The sequence below is a fragment of the uncultured Campylobacter sp. genome, assembly GCF_938039245.1.
Taxonomy (GTDB): domain Bacteria; phylum Campylobacterota; class Campylobacteria; order Campylobacterales; family Campylobacteraceae; genus Campylobacter_A.
In genome coordinates this window covers 1-20795 of the sequence record NZ_CALHVN010000042.1, presented here as the reverse complement: position 1 = coordinate 20795, position 20795 = coordinate 1, and the positions used below count along the sequence as shown (strand labels likewise).

Here is a 20795-nt window from a genome sequence, read left to right as displayed (position 1 = left end):
TTCTATCCTTGTAAAATCGTTTTTTTAGTTATTAGGTCGGTTATCTGCGCTTTTACGTTTTCATAGCTAAAGCTATCCTTAAAGCCCGCAAAAAGCCCGCCGCTAGCATTCACGTGTCCGCCGCCGCCGACTAAATTTTTAGCCATCTGGCTTACGTCAGCTTTGCCGTTAGCGCGAAAGCTCAGAGTCTTTTTGCTCGTAACGTCGATGAAAAAATCAATATCGGGGTTCGCGACTAAAAAATCATTGCCGATAACCGAGGTGTTGCCGATATTGTAGGTCAAAATGCCGTTAAGATCGTTATATTTTATGCTAAATTTCTCTTTTTCCTCGCTTAGTTTTTTTACGACGAAGGCTGAGATCAGGTTGCTTAGCGTATCGTTTTTATCCTCTTTAAAAAAGTCCTTTTTAAACCCGAAAATCGCCTCGTCAAGCCCGACATAGTCGTCTCCCGCGTCAAAAAACTCCCGCGCTCGTTTGATTAGATAAAAAAGATAGCGCGAATTTTCAGCCTCAAACATCGTTTTGTTTATCTCTTTTGCGTTTGCGACGAGTCCGAGTCCGACCTTGCCCATTTCAAAATTTACGTCGTCTTTTAGCCAGATATCGACCGCATTTACGACGTCGCTAAAGTGATTTAGGCTAGCATCCACCCCGTAAATTTTAGCGAAAAAATCATGCGTGATCTTAGTCGCGCACCTTGAGCTATCTAAAAAATACCAGCTAAATTTGCTCGCGCACTCGGCACCGCTTTGGTGGTGATCAAGGAGCAAAATTTTAGCGTTTTTGTTTGCGATCGCCTTTTCGTAGGCTTCGCACTGCTCCACGGTCAAATTTAGATCAGTTATCAGGATGAGCGCTTTTTCGTCATTTTTAGCCGCTTCGCCCTCGCCGCGATTTTCGGACGCATTTTGCGAGTTACCATTTTGCTCGCCGCTTAAATTTGACTGCGTCTGGGCTGCGTTTTTATCCGAAATTTGAGCCAAAATTTGATCAAATTTCTCGTCGATCTCCTTGCCGTAGTTTGAGTTATAAAATTTAACGTTTTTAAAATAGTGATTCGTTATTACCTGCGCGCCGTATCCGTCAAGATCGGTGTGCGAGAGGTGATGGATGGTCATTTTATTCCTTACAGATTTTGTATTTCTATCGTGCCTAGCGTCTCAAACGGCGTATTTGCCGCAACTTCGGCAAAGCTAAGCACCGTGATATCTATGGCGAAATTCGCGCAGATATCGGCAATAAATTTACGCAAGCTAGGCTCCACGCAAAGTATCATCGAGCCGTACTCAGAGATCGGCCGCTTCGCCCTCGCCTCGCGCAGAGCCTGCACGATCGCCGACGTCTGCGAGACGTTTATCATCAGGTGATACGCGCCGTCTTTATACTGCACGGCGTCGATCAGCTTTTGCTGCGCGGCAGGCTCCATCACGTAAAAATTTAGCCGTCCGCTCTCATCGACGTAAAGCGAAGTGATAGCGCGAGCAAGCGCGGTGCGGACGTGCTCGACGATCATATCGAGGTTCTTGCTAACCTCGGCGATGTCGCTTAGCGCCTCTAGGATACTTAGCATATCTTTTATCGGGATGTGGTCTTTTAGTAGCGCTTTTAGCACCTTTTGGATCACTCCGATAGGCGCGATACGTAGCGTATCCTCGACGATGACGGGGTATTCAGATTTTAGCTTGTCGAGCAAATTTTGCGTCTCTTGACGAGTTAGGAGCTCGGCGGCGTTTTGTTTTATCAGCTCGCTCATGTGCGTAGAGATGACGCTCGCGGGATCTACGATCGTGTAGCCGCTTAGTATCGCGTCCTCCTTCACGCTCGCATCGATCCATAGCGCGTCTAGGCCAAACGCCGGCTCTTTAGTCGGGATGCCTTCGATGTTGTCGCTAACTAGTCCGCTATCCATCGCGAGGAATTTATCCGCGTAAATTTCCCCCTGCCCGATCACGACGCCTTTTAGCTTGAAGCGGTATTCGTTGGGCGGTAGTTGGAGGTTGTCGCGGATACGGATCTTTGGCATCAAAAAACCAAGCTGTGCCGCGATATTTCGGCGCATCGCTCGTATGCGCTCGATGAGATCGGTTTCGGCGATCTTTAGCAGTCCGTATCCCAGATCAAGCTCTAAAATTTCAAGCTTTAAGATATCGTTTATCTTAGCTTCCTCTTCGCGAGCGATCTCTTCTTCGCTTTTTTTAGGAGGTTTTGGTGCGGCCTGCCCTTCTTCTTCGCCTTGAGCAGAGCCTGCGCTTTGGGCCTTGGCGGTCAAATTTATCTTGCCCTCTTTTACCTCTTTCATTATAAAGCCCATACTTAAAAACAGAAGCGAGATAAATCCGAGAGATAGCGTCGGAAGACCGGGAACTAGAGCAAAGATAAATAGTATAAAGCCGACTATTAGTAGCGTTTTATATTCGCCTAGCAGCTGCGTTAGCGAGCCTTCGGCGAAATTTTCATCATCCTTGCTAGCTCGAGTGATGATGATCGCCGTAGCCGTCGATGTGATGAGGCCCGGGATCTGGCTCACTAGACCGTCGCCGATCGTTAGGATCGTGTAGTTTTGTGCCGAAGTAGCCATATCTAGGCCGTACTGAAACGAACCGATGAGAAAGCCGCCGACGATGTTTATGATCGTGATGATGATGCCTGCGACCGCATCGCCTTTTATAAATTTAGACGAACCGTCCATTGCTCCATAGAAATTCGCCTCGCCGATGATGGCTTCGCGGCGCTCTCTAGCGGTCTTTTCGTCGATTAGACCGGCGTTTAGGTCGGCGTCTATCGCCATTTGCTTACCCGGCATCGCATCGAGAGTAAATCTCGCCTGCACCTCGCTCACGCGCGTCGAGCCCTTGGTAACGACCATGAAATTTATAAGCACTAGGATCGTAAAGACGATCACGCCGATGACGTAGTTGCCACCTACGACGAACTGCCCGAAGCTTGAGATTATCTCGCTTACGGCATCGGGGCCGTTGTGTCCTTCGCTTAAAATCATGCGCGTGGTGGCGATGTTTAGCGAGAGTCTAAAAAGCGTGATGATGAGGATGAGCGTCGGAAACGTGCTAAGGTCGGTAGGCTTTGGCACATAAACGGCGATCAGGATGATAAGCACCGAGATAGAGATGGAAAGCGCAAGAAAAAAGTCCAAGACCGCGCTAGGAAGCGGCACGATGATGATCGCTAAGATGGCGATTATGACGCCGACGATCGTGAGCCCTTTAAATCTTACGATAGGCTCTAAAAACGGTGCGACCAGAGTTAGGATATTGCGCTTTTGTTTTGCCAAAATTTACTTCTTGATTATATTTGCTAACGTAATTGTATCTAAAAAATCGTCGATTTTAGACTGAAGCGCGCTAAACATCGGCCAAATTTGGCATATTCCGCCCTTACTGGATGAGCAACTATCGGCCGAGATCGAGCACTCAAATACCGCCATTTTACGCTTTTCGGCGCTTTCAATTACTCTTTTTATGCTGATTTCTTCAGGCTTTTGCGCGAGCATAAATCCGCCGTTTGCGCCCTTAAACGAAACCAAAATGCCCTCTCTGGCCAAATTTTGTAAAATTTTAGCCAAAAAGCTTTTTGATATATCAAGCTCACCCGACATCGTATCAACGTCCGAGGGAGCGTCCTTTTGCGCTATGTAAATCAGGGAAAGCAGCGCGTATTCGCTTGCTTTTGTCAAAAGCATAAAATTCCTTTAAATTTTTTGCGGATATTTTATTAAATTTTATCTGCAAATTTGATTAAATCAATATTTTTTAAAGCAGGCGCCGCATTTTTTAATTTTTATGCTATAATCGCCTTTTTTAATCTCACCAATCAGGAGGTCATTATGGCTTTGGATTCGGCTAAAAAAGCAGAAATTGTTGCGAAATTCGCTAGAAAAGAGAAAGATACGGGTTCTCCGGAAGTTCAAATCGCATTGCTAACCGCAAGAGTCGAGGAGTTAACCGAGCACCTAAAAATCTACAAAAAAGATCACTCGTCTCGCCTCGGACTACTTAAAATAGTCGGTCGCAGAAAACGATTGATGAAATATCTAAAAGCTAAAGATTACGCAGCTTATACAAAAGTTATCACTGAGCTAAATCTCAGAGATAAATAATCCTAAGCCCCAAATTCGGGGCTTTTCTTCACAAAATTTTATTCACTCCAAATTTTCCGTACAGAATTTTACATTTTTTCATTTTTTAAAGATTTAGCAATAAAACCAAATTTACCATCCTCTTACATTAAATAGATTTAAATTTTCCCACATACCGCTCATTTCACTCAAATTTTACCTTTCCAACATTGAGCTTACTACGCTAAAGTTATCTAAACAATTTTTTTTAACTATAGCCCTTGACAATTATCCGCTCAATGTTGTATAATGCGCCTAGCAATTTAAAGGAGAGAGTGCTAATATGATAAAGGTAAGTAAGCGAGATCTGATACTTGATTCTATCATTCAAGCTTATCTTAGCGATAACGCTCCGATCGGCTCTAGCGAGCTTGGTTCGCGCATGGCAATGTCGATCCCGGCCTCTACGATCAGGGTTTATTTTAAAAAGCTCTCCGACGAGGGCGCGATTACGCAGTTTCACGTTAGCGGCGGTAGGATACCGACGGCTGCGACGATGAGAGATTATTGGCGAGCTAGGTTAAATCTTGGCGAGACGCTAGATATCGCAAATCCTAACCTGCTAAAGTTGCTAAGCGATAAATTTGAAATTTACGCGATGGTTTTTGAAAGCAAAACCCAGACGCTAAACGAGGTATTAAATTTAAATAATAGATTTTTGATTTTGAGCTTTAGCGAGGACGAGATCGCGCTAAAATTTAACCCAAAAGTAGAGAAATTTTTGAGTAATCTCATCGGCACTGATCTAGGCAAACTCGAACTTACCTGTATGCAGGTGGGCCTAAACGAGTTAAGAAACAAGATAGCCGAGCTAAAACGCACTAAAATTCGTTTTTTAGAAAACGAAAAGATAGCGCTTGAGATTTTCGGCAAGAGTTTTAAAAATGCGCTAAACCCTAGCTTTGAGATGGTTTTTGACTCAAATTTAGTCTTTTTCGGCGAGAACTATCTGGGTATGAAACTAGACGTAAATTTTGGGGGCAAAGAGGCCAAAATGCTTTGCGCGGGCAGTATTTATAACGACTATGAAAGATTTTTAAACAACTTAAAGGAGGCGGCATGAATGAGAATGAAAAAGCGGAGTTTGAACAGCAAATCCCGTCAAATTTCGACGAGAGCATCAGCTTTGAGGGCCTAGATGCGAAGTACGTCGAGCTTCAAAAGCAGCTTGAGGAGCTGACGGATAAGTATTATAGAGCTAACGCAGACTTTGAAAACATCAAAAGGCGTTTTGAAAAGGAAAAAACAGACATCGCAACGTATGCGAACGAGAAATTCGCGCGAGACCTGCTTCCAGTGATAGACGCGCTTGAGATGGCGGTAAATTTTGAAACCGAAGGCGACGAATATGCGGCAAAAATCAAAGAAGGCATCTATATAACGATAGATCAGTTTAAAAAGTGTTTTGAGAAAAACGGTATCACGCCGATCGAAACCGAGGGCGAATTTGACCCGAATTTCCACAATGCCGTACTGCAAATCGATAGCGAGGACGTGGAAAAAGGAAAAATCGTGCAAGTGATACAAAAAGGCTATCTAATCAACGGCAGAGTTTTGCGACCTGCGATGGTATCGATAGCAAAGTAAAATTTAAAATAAAAATTTAATAAAAAGGATAAACAATGGCAAAAGTAATAGGTATAGACCTAGGAACGACGAATTCATGCGTAAGCGTGTATGAGAGAGGCGAAAGCAAGGTAATCCCGAACAAAGAAGGCAAAAATACGACTCCTTCGGTCGTAGCGTTTACCGATAAGGGCGAAATTTTAGTAGGCGATAGCGCAAAGCGCCAAGCCGTAACCAACCCTGAAAAAACCATCTACTCTATAAAAAGAATAATGGGTCTAATGAGCAACGAGAAAAACGCGCAGGAGGCTAAAGCCAGGCTGCCGTATCACGTCGTAGATAGAAACGGCGCGTGCGCTATCGAGATCGCGGGCAAGGTCTACACTCCGCAAGAAATCTCGGCCAAAGTGCTAATGAAACTAAAAGAGGATGCCGAAAGCTATCTGGGCGAAACCGTCGTAGATGCCGTCATCACGGTGCCTGCATACTTTAACGACAGCCAAAGAAAAGCTACTAAAGAAGCAGGAACCATCGCGGGACTAAACGTGCTTCGTATCATAAACGAGCCTACCGCGGCGGCTCTTGCTTACGGTCTAGATAAAAAAGAGTCCGAAAAGATCATGGTTTACGACCTAGGCGGCGGTACGTTTGACGTTACCGTACTAGAAACCGGCGATAACGTGGTCGAGGTTCTAGCTACCGGCGGTAACGCGTTTCTAGGCGGCGATGATTTCGATAACCGCCTAATCGACTGGCTAACAAGCGAATTTAAAAGCGACTCGGGCATCAATCTAAAAACCGACGTGATGGCTATGCAACGCCTAAAAGAGGCAGCCGAAACGGCTAAAAAAGAGCTAAGCTCGGCTCAAGAAACGACGATAAATTTACCGTTTATCACCGCTGATGCTACCGGTCCTAAACACCTCACAAAAACACTAACTAGGGCTAAATTTGAAGGTATGATCGAGGATCTAGTCGCTCAAACGATCACCAAGATAAACGAGGTCGTAAAAGATGCCGGACTAGACAAAAAAGATATAAAAGAAATCGTCATGGTGGGCGGCTCAACGCGCGTGCCTTTAGTCCAAGAAGAGGTCAAAAAGGCGTTTGGTAAAGAGCTAAATAAAAGCGTAAATCCGGACGAGGTCGTAGCTATCGGCGCAGCGATCCAAGGCGCGGTCATCAAAGGCGACGTGAAGGACGTGTTGTTACTTGACGTCACTCCGCTAAGCCTAGGCATCGAAACTCTAGGCGGCGTGATGACGAAAATCATCGAAAAAGGCACGACTATCCCGGTCAAGAAAAATCAAGTATTTTCAACCGCCGAGGACAACCAAAGCGCCGTCACGATCCACGTACTACAAGGCGAGCGCGAATTTGCCCGCGACAACAAGTCTTTGGGCCAGTTTAACCTAGAGGGCATCCCTGCTGCTCCTCGCGGAGTGCCTCAGATCGAGGTTGAGTTTGACATCGACGCCAACGGCATCCTAACGGTCTCAGCTAAAGACAAGGCTACAGGCAAAGCCCAAAATATCACGATCTCAGGCTCAAGCGGCCTAAGCGAAGACGAGATTAATAACATGGTCAAAGACGCCGAGCTACACAAAGAGGACGATAAGAAGCGCAAAGACGCGGTAGAGGCGCGCAACCAAGCCGACGCGCTCGCACACCAAACGCAAAAGAGCCTCGACGAGCTAGGCGAAAAGATCCCGGCCGAGGACAGAGAGCGCATCCAAAAGGCGCTTGACGAGCTAAAAGAGACGCTAAAAGACGAAAACGCTAGCAAAGAGCAGATCGACGCAAAGGTCAAAACTCTAAGCGAAGCCAGCCACAAGCTAGCCGAAGCGATGTATAAAAAAGACGGCGCCGCAGGCGAGCAAGCAAACGGCGGTAAGAAAAAAGACGACGACGTCATCGACGCCGAAGTAGAGTAAAATTTAGCCCTTGTTTTAGCAAGGGCTTCAAACCTAAATTTAAGTTTTGAACGTTTTACGCGCCCTTAAATTTGTCCCGCCCGTTAAATTTGACGGGCGGTTTTTATAAAATTCTTTCAAATTTTACACAATCTTAAATTTACAAATCTATTCAAATTTGACCTCGCAAAGATTTTTCACGAATTTGCCGCCTCACTGATAAATTTTAAATTTAACCCTCTTTTGCGCAATCCTTAATCAAAATCATCCCTTTGGGCAGCTTATTTAAATATAATCAAGCAAAAAGGCCTTAGATGTATCTATTTTTCCTCATCATTCATATTTTAAGCGCCGTCGCCTTCGTCGGTTACGTATTTTTTGACGTTTGTATATTTCCGTTTGCCAAAAAGCACATAGACGAAGATACGCTCGCTCGCGTCAAAAAAGCCTACACCAAAGGCAGCGCGAAGGTTTTTGGTACGGCGTTTTTGATGTTAATTATCAGCGGCATTTTTATGGCAAAGGAATATCTAGGCGGTGAAAATGGATGGTTTGGTAGCTCGTTTCAGATCTTGCTAATGGCAAAAATCGGCGTGCTAGGACTGATGTGCCTAGTTACGGCGATATCGCTCTTTTTCATCTATAAGCTCAAAAAGCCCGATCCTTTCGGCAAATACTCGCACGTCATCGCCCTTGTTTTGTGCGTCATAATGATAATCCTAGCAAAGCTAATGTGGAGGGTTTAGGTAAATTTAACGCGAAAGTAGCCCGCTCCGATAAATTTAACACGGCAAGCTTTTTTGATCGCAAAGCGCGGAGGCATGTTAAACGCGAAAGTAAAATTTGATAGATTGATTCAAGGCACGATCAAATCGCAATTTAGAATAAAATAAAAGCGTTTTAGCCGCCAAGGAGCATAGCGGCTAAACGGTATTTAGCTAAATTTAGCCCAAAAGTCTGCCAAACTGCGCCTGCAAGCTTGCCGCATTGTGCGCTTGAGCTAGGACGGCGGCGTTTGCCTGCAAATCATTTTGCTTAAACGCGCTTAGATTTTTAGCGATGTCGTTATTTTGTAACTGAGACTCACTTTGCTTTAGCGCGACGTTTTTCGCCAGGCTTGCATTTATACCGGAGAGTATGCCGTTTTGTGCCGCGCCGATTTCGCCGCGCAAAGCATTTACGCCGCCGATAAATTTATGCACGCTATTTATATCGCTCACGTCGATACTACCAAATTTAGGCACAGATAAATTTACGCCCTCCATACCGTTGCCGGTTAGAAAACTCATCTGTCCGCCAAACACGTTTTTACCGTTAAAGCTAGCCTGATCTACGCTATCTTGCATTGATTTAGTTAGCGCACCGACTTCGCTTTTTATCATTTTTTGCTGGTCGGCATTTAGGATACCGCTGCTATAGCGCACCGAGAGCTCGCCGATACGGTCGGCGCTTTGCGTGATATTTGCTAGCGTGGAGTCTGCGATCTGTAGGATGCCGATAGCGTCGTTTGCGTTTGCGACGCCCTGCTCTAGCGTGGAGCTTTGAGAGCGCAGGGAGTCCGCGATAGCGAGATTTGCGCTGTCGATGCCGCTTAGAGCGCGCTGTGCGGAGATGTTATTTAGGGTTTTTGCACTGTTGGCTTGAGCTTGTTCGAGGTAGTGGCTACTCATGCTTGCATTAGTCGAAAAATTTCCTAGTTTCATATTCGCTCCTTAAATTTTGTCCGATTATAGCGAAAATTTGATTAAAAATTTATCATTATACGAATGTAAAAATTTAAGCCCAAATTATACGCCTAAATTTATCAAACGAATAGTAAAATTACGTCTCTTTACCGGGCATCGCGCATAAATTCACATCCGCTTTTTTGATGGCGCTTAGACGCTCTCGTGAGATATTACGCTTGATTCAAGCGAGAAATTAGCTTAAAATAGCGCCTAAATTTATGCTATATCGAAAATTTACTTAACTTTTATCTAAATTTTGGTTCGCTCTTGATAACTCATCGCAAAACTTGACGCAAAACAAGACAAAATATATCTTAATAAACTATAATTCCGAATTATTTTTAAAAGGAGAAAATATGAAAACGCTTATTATCCTAGCGCATCCTGATATCGCAGGCTCTCGCGTAAATCGTCGCTGGAAGGAAGAAATCCTAAAACACGCCGATAAATTCGAGCTTCATGAGCTTTACTCGCTTTATCCCGACTTTAAAATCGATGTAACTAAGGAGCAAAAACTACTCGAAACTCACGATAAAATCGTGCTTCAGTATCCGCTATATTGGTCAAATTTTCCGCCGCTTTTAAAAAAATGGTTTGACGACGTATTCGCATACGGCTGGGCTTACGGCACGGGAGGCACCAAGCTAAACGGCAAGCTATTTTCGCTAGCTATCTCAGCGGGCGCGAAAGAGGATATGTATTCCAAAGACGGTATCGAGGGCTTTAGTCTGCAAGAGGTATTGTCGCCGTTTAAAGCTACTTTAAATTTCGTCGGAGCAAAGCCTATGGCGGATTTCGCCTCGTACGGCTTTTTGCTAGGCGCTAGCGACGAAGACGTCGAAAATAGCGCAAAAGAGTACATAGACTTTTTGCTTAAACTTTGATTTTGCGGGCGGAGATTTATCTGCGTAAATTTCCGCCGTTTATCGTTTTGCCCAAACGGCTTTGCCGCCGAATTTAGACTTTGATTTCGGCTCGCTTGTAAAATCTGCCACAAAATTTTACTTTACCGAGGACTTTTTCTTGATTTTTAGCCACTTAGCGCTCTTTATAGCCCTAAGCGCGAGGCTCGCAACGCCCGCTAAAAGCGCAAATGCGGCGACTCCCCAAAAAAGATAGGCCTCGCCGCTTTCGTAATAAGTAACCGCCTCAAAAACAAGCTCGCCACGCGCCGGCACGAGCCGCTCCTCTTTTATCATCTTGCGGATGTCCGCGCCGCTTATGTTTTTCCCGCTCGGATCATACGGCCGCGTCAAGGCCTCTATGGCGCTAGCGTCTGCAATCTCGTAAACGCTAGCGCTAATCCCCTGCTGCGTCCCAAGCGCGTCAAAATAGTAAATTTTATCGCCGTTTGCGTAAACCGCGCCGTATACGCCGTCTCTAACGAGGCCTATTTTGCGCCACCGCTCGCTAGTTTTGAGCCTAAAAAGCTCCGTACGGCGCGAGCTTAGCCGTTTGTCGCTTTTGCCGCGGCTCCAAATTTCGCGGCTCTGCACGAAATAAGTCTGGGCGCCACTAACAAAAACGCTGCCCGCAAGCGGCAAAATTTCACCCCTAAATGGATCCGCCGCCGCGCGTTTTAGCTCGCCGTTTTTGTCGTCGCTATGACGCTGCCAAAAGTAAATCCCGTCCTTGCCGCGAAAAAGCAGGTGATAGGCGTGCGCGCCAAAGACGCCAAACGGTAGCGAATAAGGCGCAAATTCGGGCGCAAGTTCATTCCCGTCCGCATAAACCGCGCCGCTAGCGGGCTCTAAAAGATAACGCACTCCGCTAAAATTCGCCGCCTCGTGCAACCCCACCGTAAATTTAACCGCAAGCCGCAAGCTTTTAAAATAGACGTTTTGTCCGTCCGTGACGTAAAAATCGCTAGTTCGCCCGCGCGCGTCTCTCAAGTATCTTAGCCCGTCCGCGTCTGCGCCATCTAGCTCCTCGCCCTCGAAATAAGCTTTTTTACCACCTTTATCGCCGCCGATTTGCGCTCCGTCTCGGACGTCTTTTTTATCGTCCGCATCGCTATTTTCGCCAAATTTGCCGCCTTGGCTCGCGCTTCCCGCCGCAAAGCCAAAACCCAAAACCGGGGTCAAATTTACGCTTGAAACGCGCTTTATTTTATAAATATAGCTTTGCGGTTTATCAGCGCCCAATATCGCGTACGCCGCGGTTTGAACCGCCTCACTAAACTCGCCTAGCTCGTGGTTTCTCTCGCCTACGTCGCTACAAAAATAGCTAACCCGACCGTCTGTGAAATATCCGTTTCCAATCGCCCTAGCGCGCGTGGGATCAAGCCCGATCATAGCTAGATTGCCGCAGTAGACGGCGCTTTCGTCAGCTCCGACGTTTCGCCCGCGATAACCACCCGGCGCAAGAACCTTAAATTTATCCGCCCGCACGCCTTTTAGCTCAAATTTGCCTCCGCTTGGGATTAGCGCGTAAATTTTACCCTGCAGCGTAGCGTAAAATTCGCTATCGCCTATCTGGGTAAATTCGCCCTCCTCCTCGTAGCTAGCGATATAAACCATAAAAAATACCGTAAAAAGTACGGCAAAAAGCGCAACTGCGCAAGCAGCGGGGGAATTTTTTATTTTCATAAATCGCCTAAATTTAAACTAAATTTAGGCGATTATATTATGATTTTGTTTAAGAGTTTAAATTTGACGCAAAAACCCGCAAAAGCACTGCAGATTTTGCATTACGGTTACGCTGATTCGTAGGAAATTTCGCTAATTTTAAAAACGCCGATTAACGGCGTTTGCTTGTCTTGCGGCGCATTTTTATCTATCAAGGCGCAGTTTTAAATGATAAATTTAACTTTTAGGCTTAAAATTCTCCGCCAAAATGCGCTCAAACCGCAGCGCCAAATCCTATCTTTTGGGAATTTATACGCCGCGACTCCAGGTAAAGAGCCCAGACGTTATTTATTTTAAAACGGCAACCGCGTAGCCCTAAATAAAAACGCAAAATCGCTTTATTAATCGCCCGAGTTAAAGCAAGGCCGCACCAAAATAAGTATGATGCGGCACGCGCAAAAGCAAATTTCATCTATCCAAAACGGCAAACTCCACATAGCCTTCCATGGCTATAAGCATTATCCAAGCGGCCTCCGGGCTGTAAAAATAGTGATGTTCGGGGATATTTTCTAGCATAAATTTTAAAAAATCGTAAAAATACTCGGGCACAAATTTGACTTCGGCATTGGTCAGATTGTCGCCGACGTAGCTTATGTCTGCGCTTAAAATTTTACTTTGGATGTTTGGATTTGAGCTTATAAAATCTTTAATATCGGTAAAATTTTCGTAATCGACCGTTTCGTAGTCTTTTAAATTTTGCAAAACCGGCTTTGAGCCGACGAAGCTAAAATTTTGCCCCATAAACTCCGCCCCGCCGTCGATCGCGCGCCACTCGTCGCCCAAAGCGTACAAAAAAGCAAGCATCTCGTCATCGGCCCAGCTAAAATTTTCAAAATCCATTTTCACCCCGTAAAGTCGTTGTAAATTTAAATTGCGCCGCCACACATTTTTATAAACTGCGCTGATTTAACTCAAATTTCGCGTCCCAAACCCGCGGCGAAGAATTTTTGAGCAAATTTTGGACGTTTTTATCAAAATTTTATCCAAGAACAAAAGAGATATTATATCTTGGAGAGATTTTAAGGGTTACGAAGCAAAAAATAGGCGTAGGCTAGACAAGCCGGTCCGCCAAGCCGATTTTTCGCGAGTTCCGTTAAAAGCTCCCAAGAGATGATATCTATTTTAAAGCTTCGAGTCTAACCGCAACCGAACGCTTATGTGCCCCCAGCCCCTCGGCATCGGCTAGCTTCATGCATGCGTTTGCTAGCTCGCTTATGCCTTTTGCGTTTAGCGAGATGAGCGAAGTGCGCTTCATAAAATTTTCAACTCCGAGCGGCGAGTAAAATCTCGCGCTACCGCCCGTAGGCAGCGTGTGATTCGGCCCGGCTAGATAGTCGCCCATCGCTTCTGGTGTAAAATGCCCGATAAATATCGCGCCCGCGTGCCTGATCTGCCCGGCTAGCTCCATCGCGTCGTTTGTGGCGATCTCTAGGTGCTCGGGCGCTAGCTCGTTAGCCAGCCTCACGCACTCATCAAGGTCGCTAGCTACGATGATAGCGCCCTTTTTATCGATGCTAACCTGCGCGATGGGCTGCCTGGCTAGAGTCTTGATCTCCTCGTTGATATGTCTTTGCACCGCCGCGCCGAAGGCTTGGTTAGGCGTGATGAGCACGGCGCTAGCCATCTCGTCGTGCTCGGCCTGCGAGAGCAGATCCACGGCGATGTGGCGAGGGTCGGCGCTCTCGTCTGCTATGACGCAGATCTCGCTAGGGCCCGCGATCATATCGATATTTACCTCGCCGTAGACGAGCTTTTTAGCCGTCGCGACGTATATGTTGCCGGGACCCGTGATGACGTCGGTTTTTTTGATCGTTTGAGTGCCGTAGGCCATCGCCGCTACCGCCGAGGCGCCGCCGACTTTATAGGCCTCCTTGATGCCGCAAACGTGCATGGCGGCTAGAAGCAGCGCGTTTACCTTGCCTCCGACGGCAGGCGTGCAGACTACTATCTCGCTAATGCCCGCAACCAGAGCCGGGACGGCATTCATGAGAAGCGAGCTAGGATAGGCGGCCTTGCCTCCGGGGATATATAGTCCGGCGCGGTCTAGCGGGGTGTACTTCGCACCTAGCAAAACGCCGTGCTCGTCGTGCTCCATCCATGTTTTAGGCAGGCTTTTTTCATGATAGCTTTTGATGCGCTCAAAGGCTAAATTTAGCGCGTTTCGCAGGCAGCTATCTATGCCGTCGTAGGCCTTTTGCATCTCGTCGGTGCCGATTTTTAGCGTATTTGCGTCGGGCTTCCAGCGGTCGAATTTCTCTATCTGCTCAAAGAGCGCCTCGTCGCCTCTAGCGCGCACATCCTCAAGTATCTGCGAAACGGCGGGCATAACCGCGCCCATATCGCCGTTTGAGCGGTTTACCAAAGCCGCGAAATACTCCTTAAAATTTTCGTTACTAGTGAGTAAAAACTTCATATCGTCTCCTTAAATTTTCTTTCGTATCTTAGTTTTTGACTGATATTTCCGAGCGCGCCGCCTTGGTGGATGTATAAAATCTCGTTTTTAAACGCGCCCAAATTTGCCATCATCGTTAAAAAGCCGACCGGATCGTAGATGAGCTCAAATTCTATCCTCGTTTGCTCGCATACTTCGCGCCAAATTTGATAAAGCTCCGGCTTTAGATCGCCGAAATGATATTTTTTGGGTGGCTGCAAAATGCGCGCCTTCGAGTTTGGCGTAAGCGCTTCGATCTCGCTTTTTAGGTAGTCTGCGTCGCCCACGCAAGGACAAGTATAGACGTCAAATTTGACGTGCTTAGCCAAAAACGCCGCCGACGTGCCGGTACCTGAAGGCAAAAATATATCCACGGTTTTACTCTCTGCCTCAGCCCAGCGCTCTATCTGCCTAGCCTGCGAGATAAAGCCGGCCTCCGCCTGCGGCTGCCAAACGCCCTCGTTTATAAAAAGCGAATCGCCGATGAAGCAATCCTGCGCGGCAAGTAAATTTGAGCTTGTTTGATCTGCGGATTTTTCAAAATTTGAGTTTTTATGGCTTATGTATTCGCTGGAATTTGCACTCGCGAGCTTTGCTGACTCGTCAAATTTACTTGAAATTTGCCCACCTAAATCTTGTGAATTTGATTTTTCTATTTGCAAATTCGGCTCGACTTCGGCTTGCAAATTTGACGTATTTTTTACATTTAAATTTATATCCGTAAAACCGAGCCGTTCGTCAAATTTGCTCAAATTTGTCTCGCAGGCGTTTTTTAAATTTGACCCGTTTTGGCTGCGATTGTCCGTCAAATTTGCAGTCTCAACGCCGCAAATCTCGCTCTCTTTTAGCCCGGCGAGCTCATAAGCTAAAACCCTAGCCCGCGCCCGTCTATCTTTATCTACATAAATTTTCATCCCGTTTTCAAGGGCGAATTTAAAATTTCCGATCGGATTTGCCGCTAAATTTGAGTTTAAATTTGAAACTACGTAGTGAAACTCAAGACCCTTTATCTTTGCAAAAACGCTTAGGCTATACATCGCGTTTGACTGGCTTGAGCCGTAGCTAACGACGCGCTTTATGCCGCCTAGATCAGCATGCAGGAAATACTCCAGTTTTCTAGCTTTATTGCCGTTAAATTCGCCGTCCATCAGATCGTCGCGAAGTACGTAAAACTCGAGTCCGTTAAATTTAGTCTTTTGAATACTTTTGATTTTGCCGCTCCAAGAGATCTTGCATCTCCTTTATCGACTCTTTATCCGAGATCGAAAATTTGATCTCGATACGCCTTGAAGCATCGGGATCTTCTTTGCCGTTTTTCATCACCAGATCGCTAAAACTACGCCCGCTAGCGATAAGATAGCGCTCTAGGCGCTTATCTTTGTTCCACGAGTAGATAAAATCTAATACCGAATACGCGCGCTTTTGCGACAGATCAAGGTTGTACATGTAGCTGCCTACGGAGTTCGTATGCCCCTCGATCACGATCCTGTCGATGTGCTTTGCTATATCTTCACTATTTAAAATCGCCTCGAAATAAGTCTGTAAAATTTCTTTTAGGCGCGCTTTTGCTTCGTCTCTTAGCTCGTACGAGCCCGTGTCAAAAAGTATAGACTCAGGCAGCGATACGACGCCCGTGCTAGGATCTATACTGACCTTATTTCCGAGCTTGGCGCGTAAATTTGATATGACGTTTGAGCGAAGCGAGCTGATGTCTTTTATCTTGTCTCTTGTTTTATTAAAATCCTCTTCCAGCGCTGCAAATTTTGAGACTTCATTGCCGTATTTTGCATTTAGCTCGTTTAGCGCCTCCTCTTTTTGCGCTAAAATTTGCCCAAGCTGCACCACTCTACCCTGCAAATCGGCGATAGTTTTGTTTGCGTCGTTTAGGTTTATCTCGTAGGTTTGGGTTAGATTCGTGAGTTCGTTTTTCTCTTTTTTTACGCCTTCAAGCATCTCATTTACGAGTCTGTTTATATTGGCAAGCTCTTTATTTTCGCTCTTTGCGCGGTCCAAATTTGAAAAAATTTCTTTTATGACGTTTTCTTTGCGCACAAGCTCGCTTTGAGATGAAACGATTTGCTTTTCGCGCTCGCTCAAATCTTTTTGTAGTTTTGCCAAATCGCTTTGGCTAAGGACGTATTTTACGACGACGGCGCCGATGATGAGCATAAAAACAAACATCAGCCCGGCCATCAGGTCCGCATACGATATCCAAAAGGTCTGGTCGCCGCTTTTGCCCTCGTTACGCGTTTTCATCTAGCATACTCGCCTTTTCGATGGTTTGCAAGATCTCGTTTGCCTCTTTGTCGAGCTCGTCGATGTCTTGCTTTAGTCCTTCGATGAGCGCGCTATTATCGTCGTAAGCCTCGATAGCTTCGTCGTCAAAGGCCTTTTTAAACGCCTGCACTCCATCGATCAAGCTCTCTTTAAAGCCGTCCATAGCTAGTTTTTGTTTTTCTAAAATTTCGCTGCTAAATTTAGAAAGAGACTCGCTAAAATTTCTAACATTATGCTCTAGTTCGCCCACGCTCTTTTCAAGCCTTGCGATACGCTCGCCGCCCACGTCGTACAATCTGTTGTACTGCTCGGCAAATTTTAGCTGCATATCTTTGATGTTGCCGTTAAATTTGTTGATAACGTTTAAGATTTCGGCATGAACCTTGATGAGGTCTTTTTGATCTTTTGAGGATCTTAGCAGCGTATTCATCGTCTCTTTGATGTGTCCGCCGCTTAGTTTTACAGCCTCTTCCTCATTTTTTAAGATATTTGTAAAAGTTTTAAATTTAGCCTCGATAGTTTTGTCGAGTTCTTCGAAAAACTCGGCATTACTAACATGCTCAAATATCACTCCGATCTTCTCAAAGTGCCTTAAATTCTCTTGCAAATATCTTCTATCAAGCTCTTCTTTCGTCCAAAAAAAGCCGCTCGTAGCATTTTTTTGCCTTCGCACCAGCGTTTCAAATTTACTCGTTCCGTATTTTTCAAAAAATATCCACCAAAGCGCCAAAAAAATACCGTAGATAGAGACGTAAAACGCAGTCGCTACGCCGCTAAGAAGAGTTGAAATTTCGGTTTCAAGTTCGGTAGTATTTGAGGAGTTAAACTCCGGCATAGAAACAGCGATACTGATAAACGTTCCTAAGATGCCTAGCATCGGGAAGATACCGGCACCCACGGAAGCAAAATTTTCGTTACGCAAATTTCTGGTGTAATAAGCGACAAATTCGTCAAATCCGGCATTTGATTTCGTATCTTTACCGATAACCAAAAGATGCTTGATGATATATTCTTTTAAATTTCGCTTAAAATCAGCCCCGCTTTGCTCGAAATAGCAGCAAGCAAGCTCGGCGCTATTTTTAGCAAAGATTAGCGAGATCACCCAAATAATACCCATCATAACGACCGTATGTAGGCCGATTTGAAAATCTATATACCCAAAATATCCAAGAAGTGCCGCCAGATATATCGCCGTCGGCAAAAATATAATTTTCGCATACACGAAAAACGACTGCCTACCCTTTACCTCAGGCAGCGTCAAATCGGTAAAACTATCGTTCTTTGCTTCTTTTTTGGGTTCCATCGTAAGCCTTAATTTCTATTTAAGCAGTTTAAATCCTCAAACGCCGTTAGTAGGCGCTTTACCATCGACTCCTCGCCGGCACGCAAAAATTTACGCGGATCATAATATTTTTTATTTGGCTTATCTTCGCCTTCGGGGTTGCCGATCTGACCTTGCAAATAGGCTCGATTTTTCGCTTCGTAGCCGCGCACGCCGTCCCAAAACGCCCACTGCGTATCCGTGTCGATATTCATCTTTACCACGCCGTAGCTAACGGCGTCTTTGATATCCTTTAGCTCGCTACCGCTACCGCCGTGAAATACGAAATTTACGGGTTTATCGGTTGGAGTTTGAAATTTATCCGCGACGTATGCTTGCGAATTTTTCAAAATTTCCGGTCGCAATACGACGTTGCCCGGCTTATACACGCCGTGGACGTTACCGAAACTTGCCGCTATGCTAAATCTATCGCTGATTTTGCTTAGCCTCTCGTATGCCTGCGCGACGTCTTCTGGCTGGGTATAAAGAAGCGCGTTGTCTACGCTAGTGTTATCCACGCCGTCCTCTTCGCCGCCCGTTACGCCAAGCTCGATCTCTAGGCTAATGCCAAGCTCGCTAAGCTCCGCTAAATACTTCTCGCAAGTGCTTAAATTTTCATTGAGGCTCTCCTCGCTAAGATCAAGCATGTGCGAGCTAAAAAGCGGCACGCCGTGAACCTTTTTATATTCGCGGCTAAATTTAATCAACTCATCAATCCACGGCAGTAGCTTTCTAGCCGCGTGATCGGTGTGAAGGATTACCGGCACGCCGTAAGCCTTAGCTAGTAAGTGCACGTGCTGCGCGCCCGCTACCGCACCTAGTACGTCGGCATTTCCGCAAGCTTTGCCGGCGTAAAAGCCAGCTCCGCCGTTACTAAACTGGATGATAACGGGTGAGTTAGCCGTTTTTGCCGCCTCTAAAACGGCATTTACCGAGTCGCTTCCGACCACGTTTACCGCAGGCAAGGCAAAGCCCTGCTCTTTTGCGTATTTATATAGCCTAGTTACGTCATCGCCGCTTAAAACGCCGGCTTTTACTACGTCTAAAACACCCATTTTACCGACCTTATTTATATTCTACTTTAGCTTTAGCGCGAAGCTCGTCGCCTCTTTTTTTGATATCGTTTCTAAATTTCTCCATCTTTATACTGCCTTCGATCTGAGGTTTTACCTCGTTTAGACCTACGGTACCGGCAGCCTTGCTATCCTCTTTTAGGATTACGTGGTAGCCGAAATTTGATTTAACCGGTTTTTGAGTTACTTCGCCTTTTTTAAGAGCAAATGCGGCGTCTGCAAAAGGTTTTACCATCTGAGATTGACCGAACCAGCCTAGCTCGCCGCCATTTACGGCTGAACCTTGGTCTGTAGATTTAGATTTAGCTAGCTCTTCGAATTTTTTAACCAGTGCATCGTCTTTTAGTCCTTTTAGCGCGGCTATTACGTCGTTTGCTTCTTTTTCGGTAGCTACTAGGATATGTTTAGCTCTTACTTGCGCAGGTACGGCAAATTCGGCTTTGTTTTTATTGTAAAAGTCGCTAATTTCGCTATCGCTTACTTTTATATTGTCGAAAATTCTCTTCATCCAAAGATCAAGCGCAAGATTGTTTTTTAGCTCTTCAAGAGCGGCTTTGTATTCGTCGGTCTTATCTAGTCCGCTCTTTTTAGCCTCGTCTAGAAGCAGTTTTCTGTTGATTGTTTCGTCGATAACCTTTCTTTGCGTGTCTTTAGGTAGTTGCTCAAGAGTAACGCCAGGCATTGCAGCAAGCGTGAAAGCCACGTCCTTATCGGTTATGCTAGAACCGTTTACGGTGGCGTACTCCGCCGCGTTTAGGCTTAAAGCCGCAGCCAAACTAAGAGATGCGAATAAAATTTTATTCATCTTTGTTCCTTAAATTTAGATTTTTGCGAGGGTGATTATAGCAGGAAAGTCATTAAATATAAGTTATAATTCATCAAAAATTTAAATAAAAACGGCTAAAATCGGCGCTATGAGAACAAAAAAAGATATAAACGCTATCAAAAATTTATTTTTAGAAAATTTTAAAGACGCCGGCAGCGAGCTTAGATTTCGCAACCTTTACGAGCTGATTGTGTGTGTGATGTTAAGCGCGCAATGCACCGATAAGCGCGTAAATTTGATCACGCCTTCGCTTTTTGAGGCATACCCGGACGTCGCAAGCCTAGCGCAGGCAAATCTAGCTAGCGTAAAAGCACTCATAAGCTCCTGTAGTTTTTTTAATAACAAGGCCCAAAATTTGATCAAAATGGCAAAGAGCGTGATGAGCGAATTTGGCGGCGAGATACCGACTACCGAAAAAGAACTGATGAGCCTAGCCGGAGTCGGACAAAAGACCGCTCACGTCGTGCTGATTGAGCATTTTGGATCAAATTTGATGGCGGTGGACACGCACGTTTTTCGCGTGGCGCATAGACTTGGCCTTAGCAGGGGCAAGACGCCCGAAGCCGTCGAGCTTGACCTAACCAAAGCCTTTAAAACGCAGCTAAATACGCTTCATCAAGCGATGGTGCTTTTTGGCCGTTACACCTGCAAAGCGATAAAGCCAAACTGCAAAGAGTGCTTTTTAAACAAGCTGTGCAGCAGCAAGGATAAGAATTTTCCGTAAAATTTTAACTCAAGAACGCGAGCTTAAATTTGACGGAATTTAAAAAATTTGATTCTTGGCAGCTGTGTTTTAAAAAATTGCTGCAAATTTTAGATTAAATTTGAATGAAAGAATCTAAGGCGAAATATTTTTGAGATGAATTTGGATGTCATGCAGAAATTTTAAGTCAAGGCTA

The 20795-nt window shown here is 45.5% G+C and carries 18 protein-coding genes and 1 pseudogene; 7 read left to right on the top strand and 12 right to left on the bottom strand.

Going from position 1 to position 20795, the window contains the following annotated elements:
• Positions 1–2 precede the first annotated feature (2 nt).
• From Q0218_RS07560 to Q0218_RS07550, 3 genes are read right to left on the bottom strand one after another with little or no spacing between them, the layout of a single operon-like run.
• Complete coding sequence (locus tag Q0218_RS07560; RefSeq protein WP_297968254.1) at positions 3–1121, bottom strand: 3'-to-5' oligoribonuclease B; 1119 nt, start codon at positions 1119–1121, stop codon at positions 3–5.
• Between the two features lie 8 nt (positions 1122–1129).
• On the bottom strand, positions 1130–3292 hold the full coding sequence (flhA, locus tag Q0218_RS07555) for a flagellar biosynthesis protein FlhA (RefSeq protein ID WP_297968251.1): 2163 nt from the start codon (positions 3290–3292) through the stop codon (positions 1130–1132).
• A 3-nt stretch (positions 3293–3295) separates the two neighbouring features.
• Complete coding sequence (locus Q0218_RS07550) at positions 3296–3700, bottom strand: Rrf2 family transcriptional regulator (RefSeq protein WP_297968248.1); 405 nt, start codon at positions 3698–3700, stop codon at positions 3296–3298.
• A gap of 144 nt (positions 3701–3844) precedes the next feature.
• Here Q0218_RS07550 and rpsO point away from each other — a divergent pair, with 144 nt between their 5' ends.
• The 5 genes from rpsO to Q0218_RS07525 all read left to right on the top strand — a co-directional run bounded on the left by rpsO (position 3845) and on the right by Q0218_RS07525 (position 8360).
• Positions 3845–4117: a 30S ribosomal protein S15 gene (gene rpsO / locus Q0218_RS07545; RefSeq protein WP_122863120.1), complete on the top strand. Its 273-nt coding sequence runs from the start codon at positions 3845–3847 to the stop codon at positions 4115–4117.
• A 301-nt stretch (positions 4118–4418) separates the two neighbouring features.
• Entirely contained in the window at positions 4419–5198 is a 780-nt protein-coding gene (locus Q0218_RS07540) for an HrcA family transcriptional regulator (protein WP_297968245.1), read from the top strand.
• A complete protein-coding gene (gene grpE, locus Q0218_RS07535; RefSeq protein ID WP_297968242.1) occupies positions 5195–5722 on the top strand; it encodes a nucleotide exchange factor GrpE in 528 nt (175 codons plus the stop codon). Before Q0218_RS07540 ends, grpE begins: the two co-directional genes overlap by 4 nt.
• Before the next feature lie 35 nt (positions 5723–5757).
• Positions 5758–7635: a molecular chaperone DnaK gene (gene dnaK, locus Q0218_RS07530; RefSeq protein ID WP_297968239.1), complete on the top strand. Its 1878-nt coding sequence runs from the start codon at positions 5758–5760 to the stop codon at positions 7633–7635.
• Positions 7636–7928: 293 nt separating this feature from the next.
• Complete coding sequence (locus tag Q0218_RS07525; RefSeq protein ID WP_297968236.1) at positions 7929–8360, top strand: trehalose-6-phosphate synthase; 432 nt, start codon at positions 7929–7931, stop codon at positions 8358–8360.
• A 198-nt stretch (positions 8361–8558) separates the two neighbouring features.
• On the opposite strand, the gene Q0218_RS07520 is transcribed toward Q0218_RS07525, so the two are convergent.
• On the bottom strand, positions 8559–9317 hold the full coding sequence (locus tag Q0218_RS07520) for a flagellin (protein ID WP_297968233.1): 759 nt from the start codon (positions 9315–9317) through the stop codon (positions 8559–8561).
• A gap of 380 nt (positions 9318–9697) precedes the next feature.
• Here Q0218_RS07520 and Q0218_RS07515 point away from each other — a divergent pair, with 380 nt between their 5' ends.
• Positions 9698–10225, top strand: a complete 528-nt coding sequence (locus Q0218_RS07515) for an NAD(P)H-dependent oxidoreductase (RefSeq protein ID WP_297968230.1) — start codon at positions 9698–9700, stop codon at positions 10223–10225.
• Positions 10226–10342: 117 nt separating this feature from the next.
• Here Q0218_RS07515 and Q0218_RS07510 read toward each other — a convergent pair whose 3' ends face one another.
• From Q0218_RS07510 to Q0218_RS07475, 8 genes and pseudogenes are all read right to left on the bottom strand, one after another.
• Positions 10343–11929, bottom strand: a complete 1587-nt coding sequence (locus Q0218_RS07510) for a DKNYY domain-containing protein (protein WP_297968228.1) — start codon at positions 11927–11929, stop codon at positions 10343–10345.
• Positions 11930–12376: 447 nt separating this feature from the next.
• A complete protein-coding gene (locus tag Q0218_RS07505) occupies positions 12377–12808 on the bottom strand; it encodes a hypothetical protein (RefSeq protein ID WP_297968226.1) in 432 nt (143 codons plus the stop codon).
• 277 nt (positions 12809–13085) lie between these two features.
• Positions 13086–14381 carry a histidinol dehydrogenase gene (hisD, locus tag Q0218_RS07500; protein WP_297968225.1) on the bottom strand — a complete coding sequence of 432 codons (1296 nt, stop codon included), beginning with the start codon at positions 14379–14381 and terminating at the stop codon, positions 13086–13088.
• Positions 14382–15286: 905 nt separating this feature from the next.
• A pseudogene (locus Q0218_RS11970) lies at positions 15287–15547 on the bottom strand (1-aminocyclopropane-1-carboxylate deaminase); the annotation flags it as partial.
• Positions 15548–15587: 40 nt separating this feature from the next.
• Complete coding sequence (locus tag Q0218_RS07490) at positions 15588–16655, bottom strand: OmpA family protein (RefSeq protein ID WP_297968222.1); 1068 nt, start codon at positions 16653–16655, stop codon at positions 15588–15590.
• Entirely contained in the window at positions 16642–17979 is a 1338-nt protein-coding gene (locus tag Q0218_RS07485) for a MotA/TolQ/ExbB proton channel family protein (protein ID WP_297968220.1), read from the bottom strand. Before Q0218_RS07485 ends, Q0218_RS07490 begins: the two co-directional genes overlap by 14 nt.
• Before the next feature lie 8 nt (positions 17980–17987).
• Positions 17988–19052 carry a class II fructose-bisphosphate aldolase gene (gene fbaA, locus Q0218_RS07480; protein ID WP_297968217.1) on the bottom strand — a complete coding sequence of 355 codons (1065 nt, stop codon included), beginning with the start codon at positions 19050–19052 and terminating at the stop codon, positions 17988–17990.
• Between the two features lie 10 nt (positions 19053–19062).
• Positions 19063–19875, bottom strand: a complete 813-nt coding sequence (locus Q0218_RS07475; RefSeq protein ID WP_297968215.1) for a peptidylprolyl isomerase — start codon at positions 19873–19875, stop codon at positions 19063–19065.
• Between the two features lie 109 nt (positions 19876–19984).
• Here Q0218_RS07475 and nth point away from each other — a divergent pair, with 109 nt between their 5' ends.
• The gene (gene nth, locus Q0218_RS07470) at positions 19985–20620 is read left to right on the top strand and encodes an endonuclease III (RefSeq protein WP_297968214.1); all 636 of its coding nucleotides are present in this window, start codon (positions 19985–19987) and stop codon (positions 20618–20620) included.
• Positions 20621–20795: the final 175 nt, after the last annotated feature.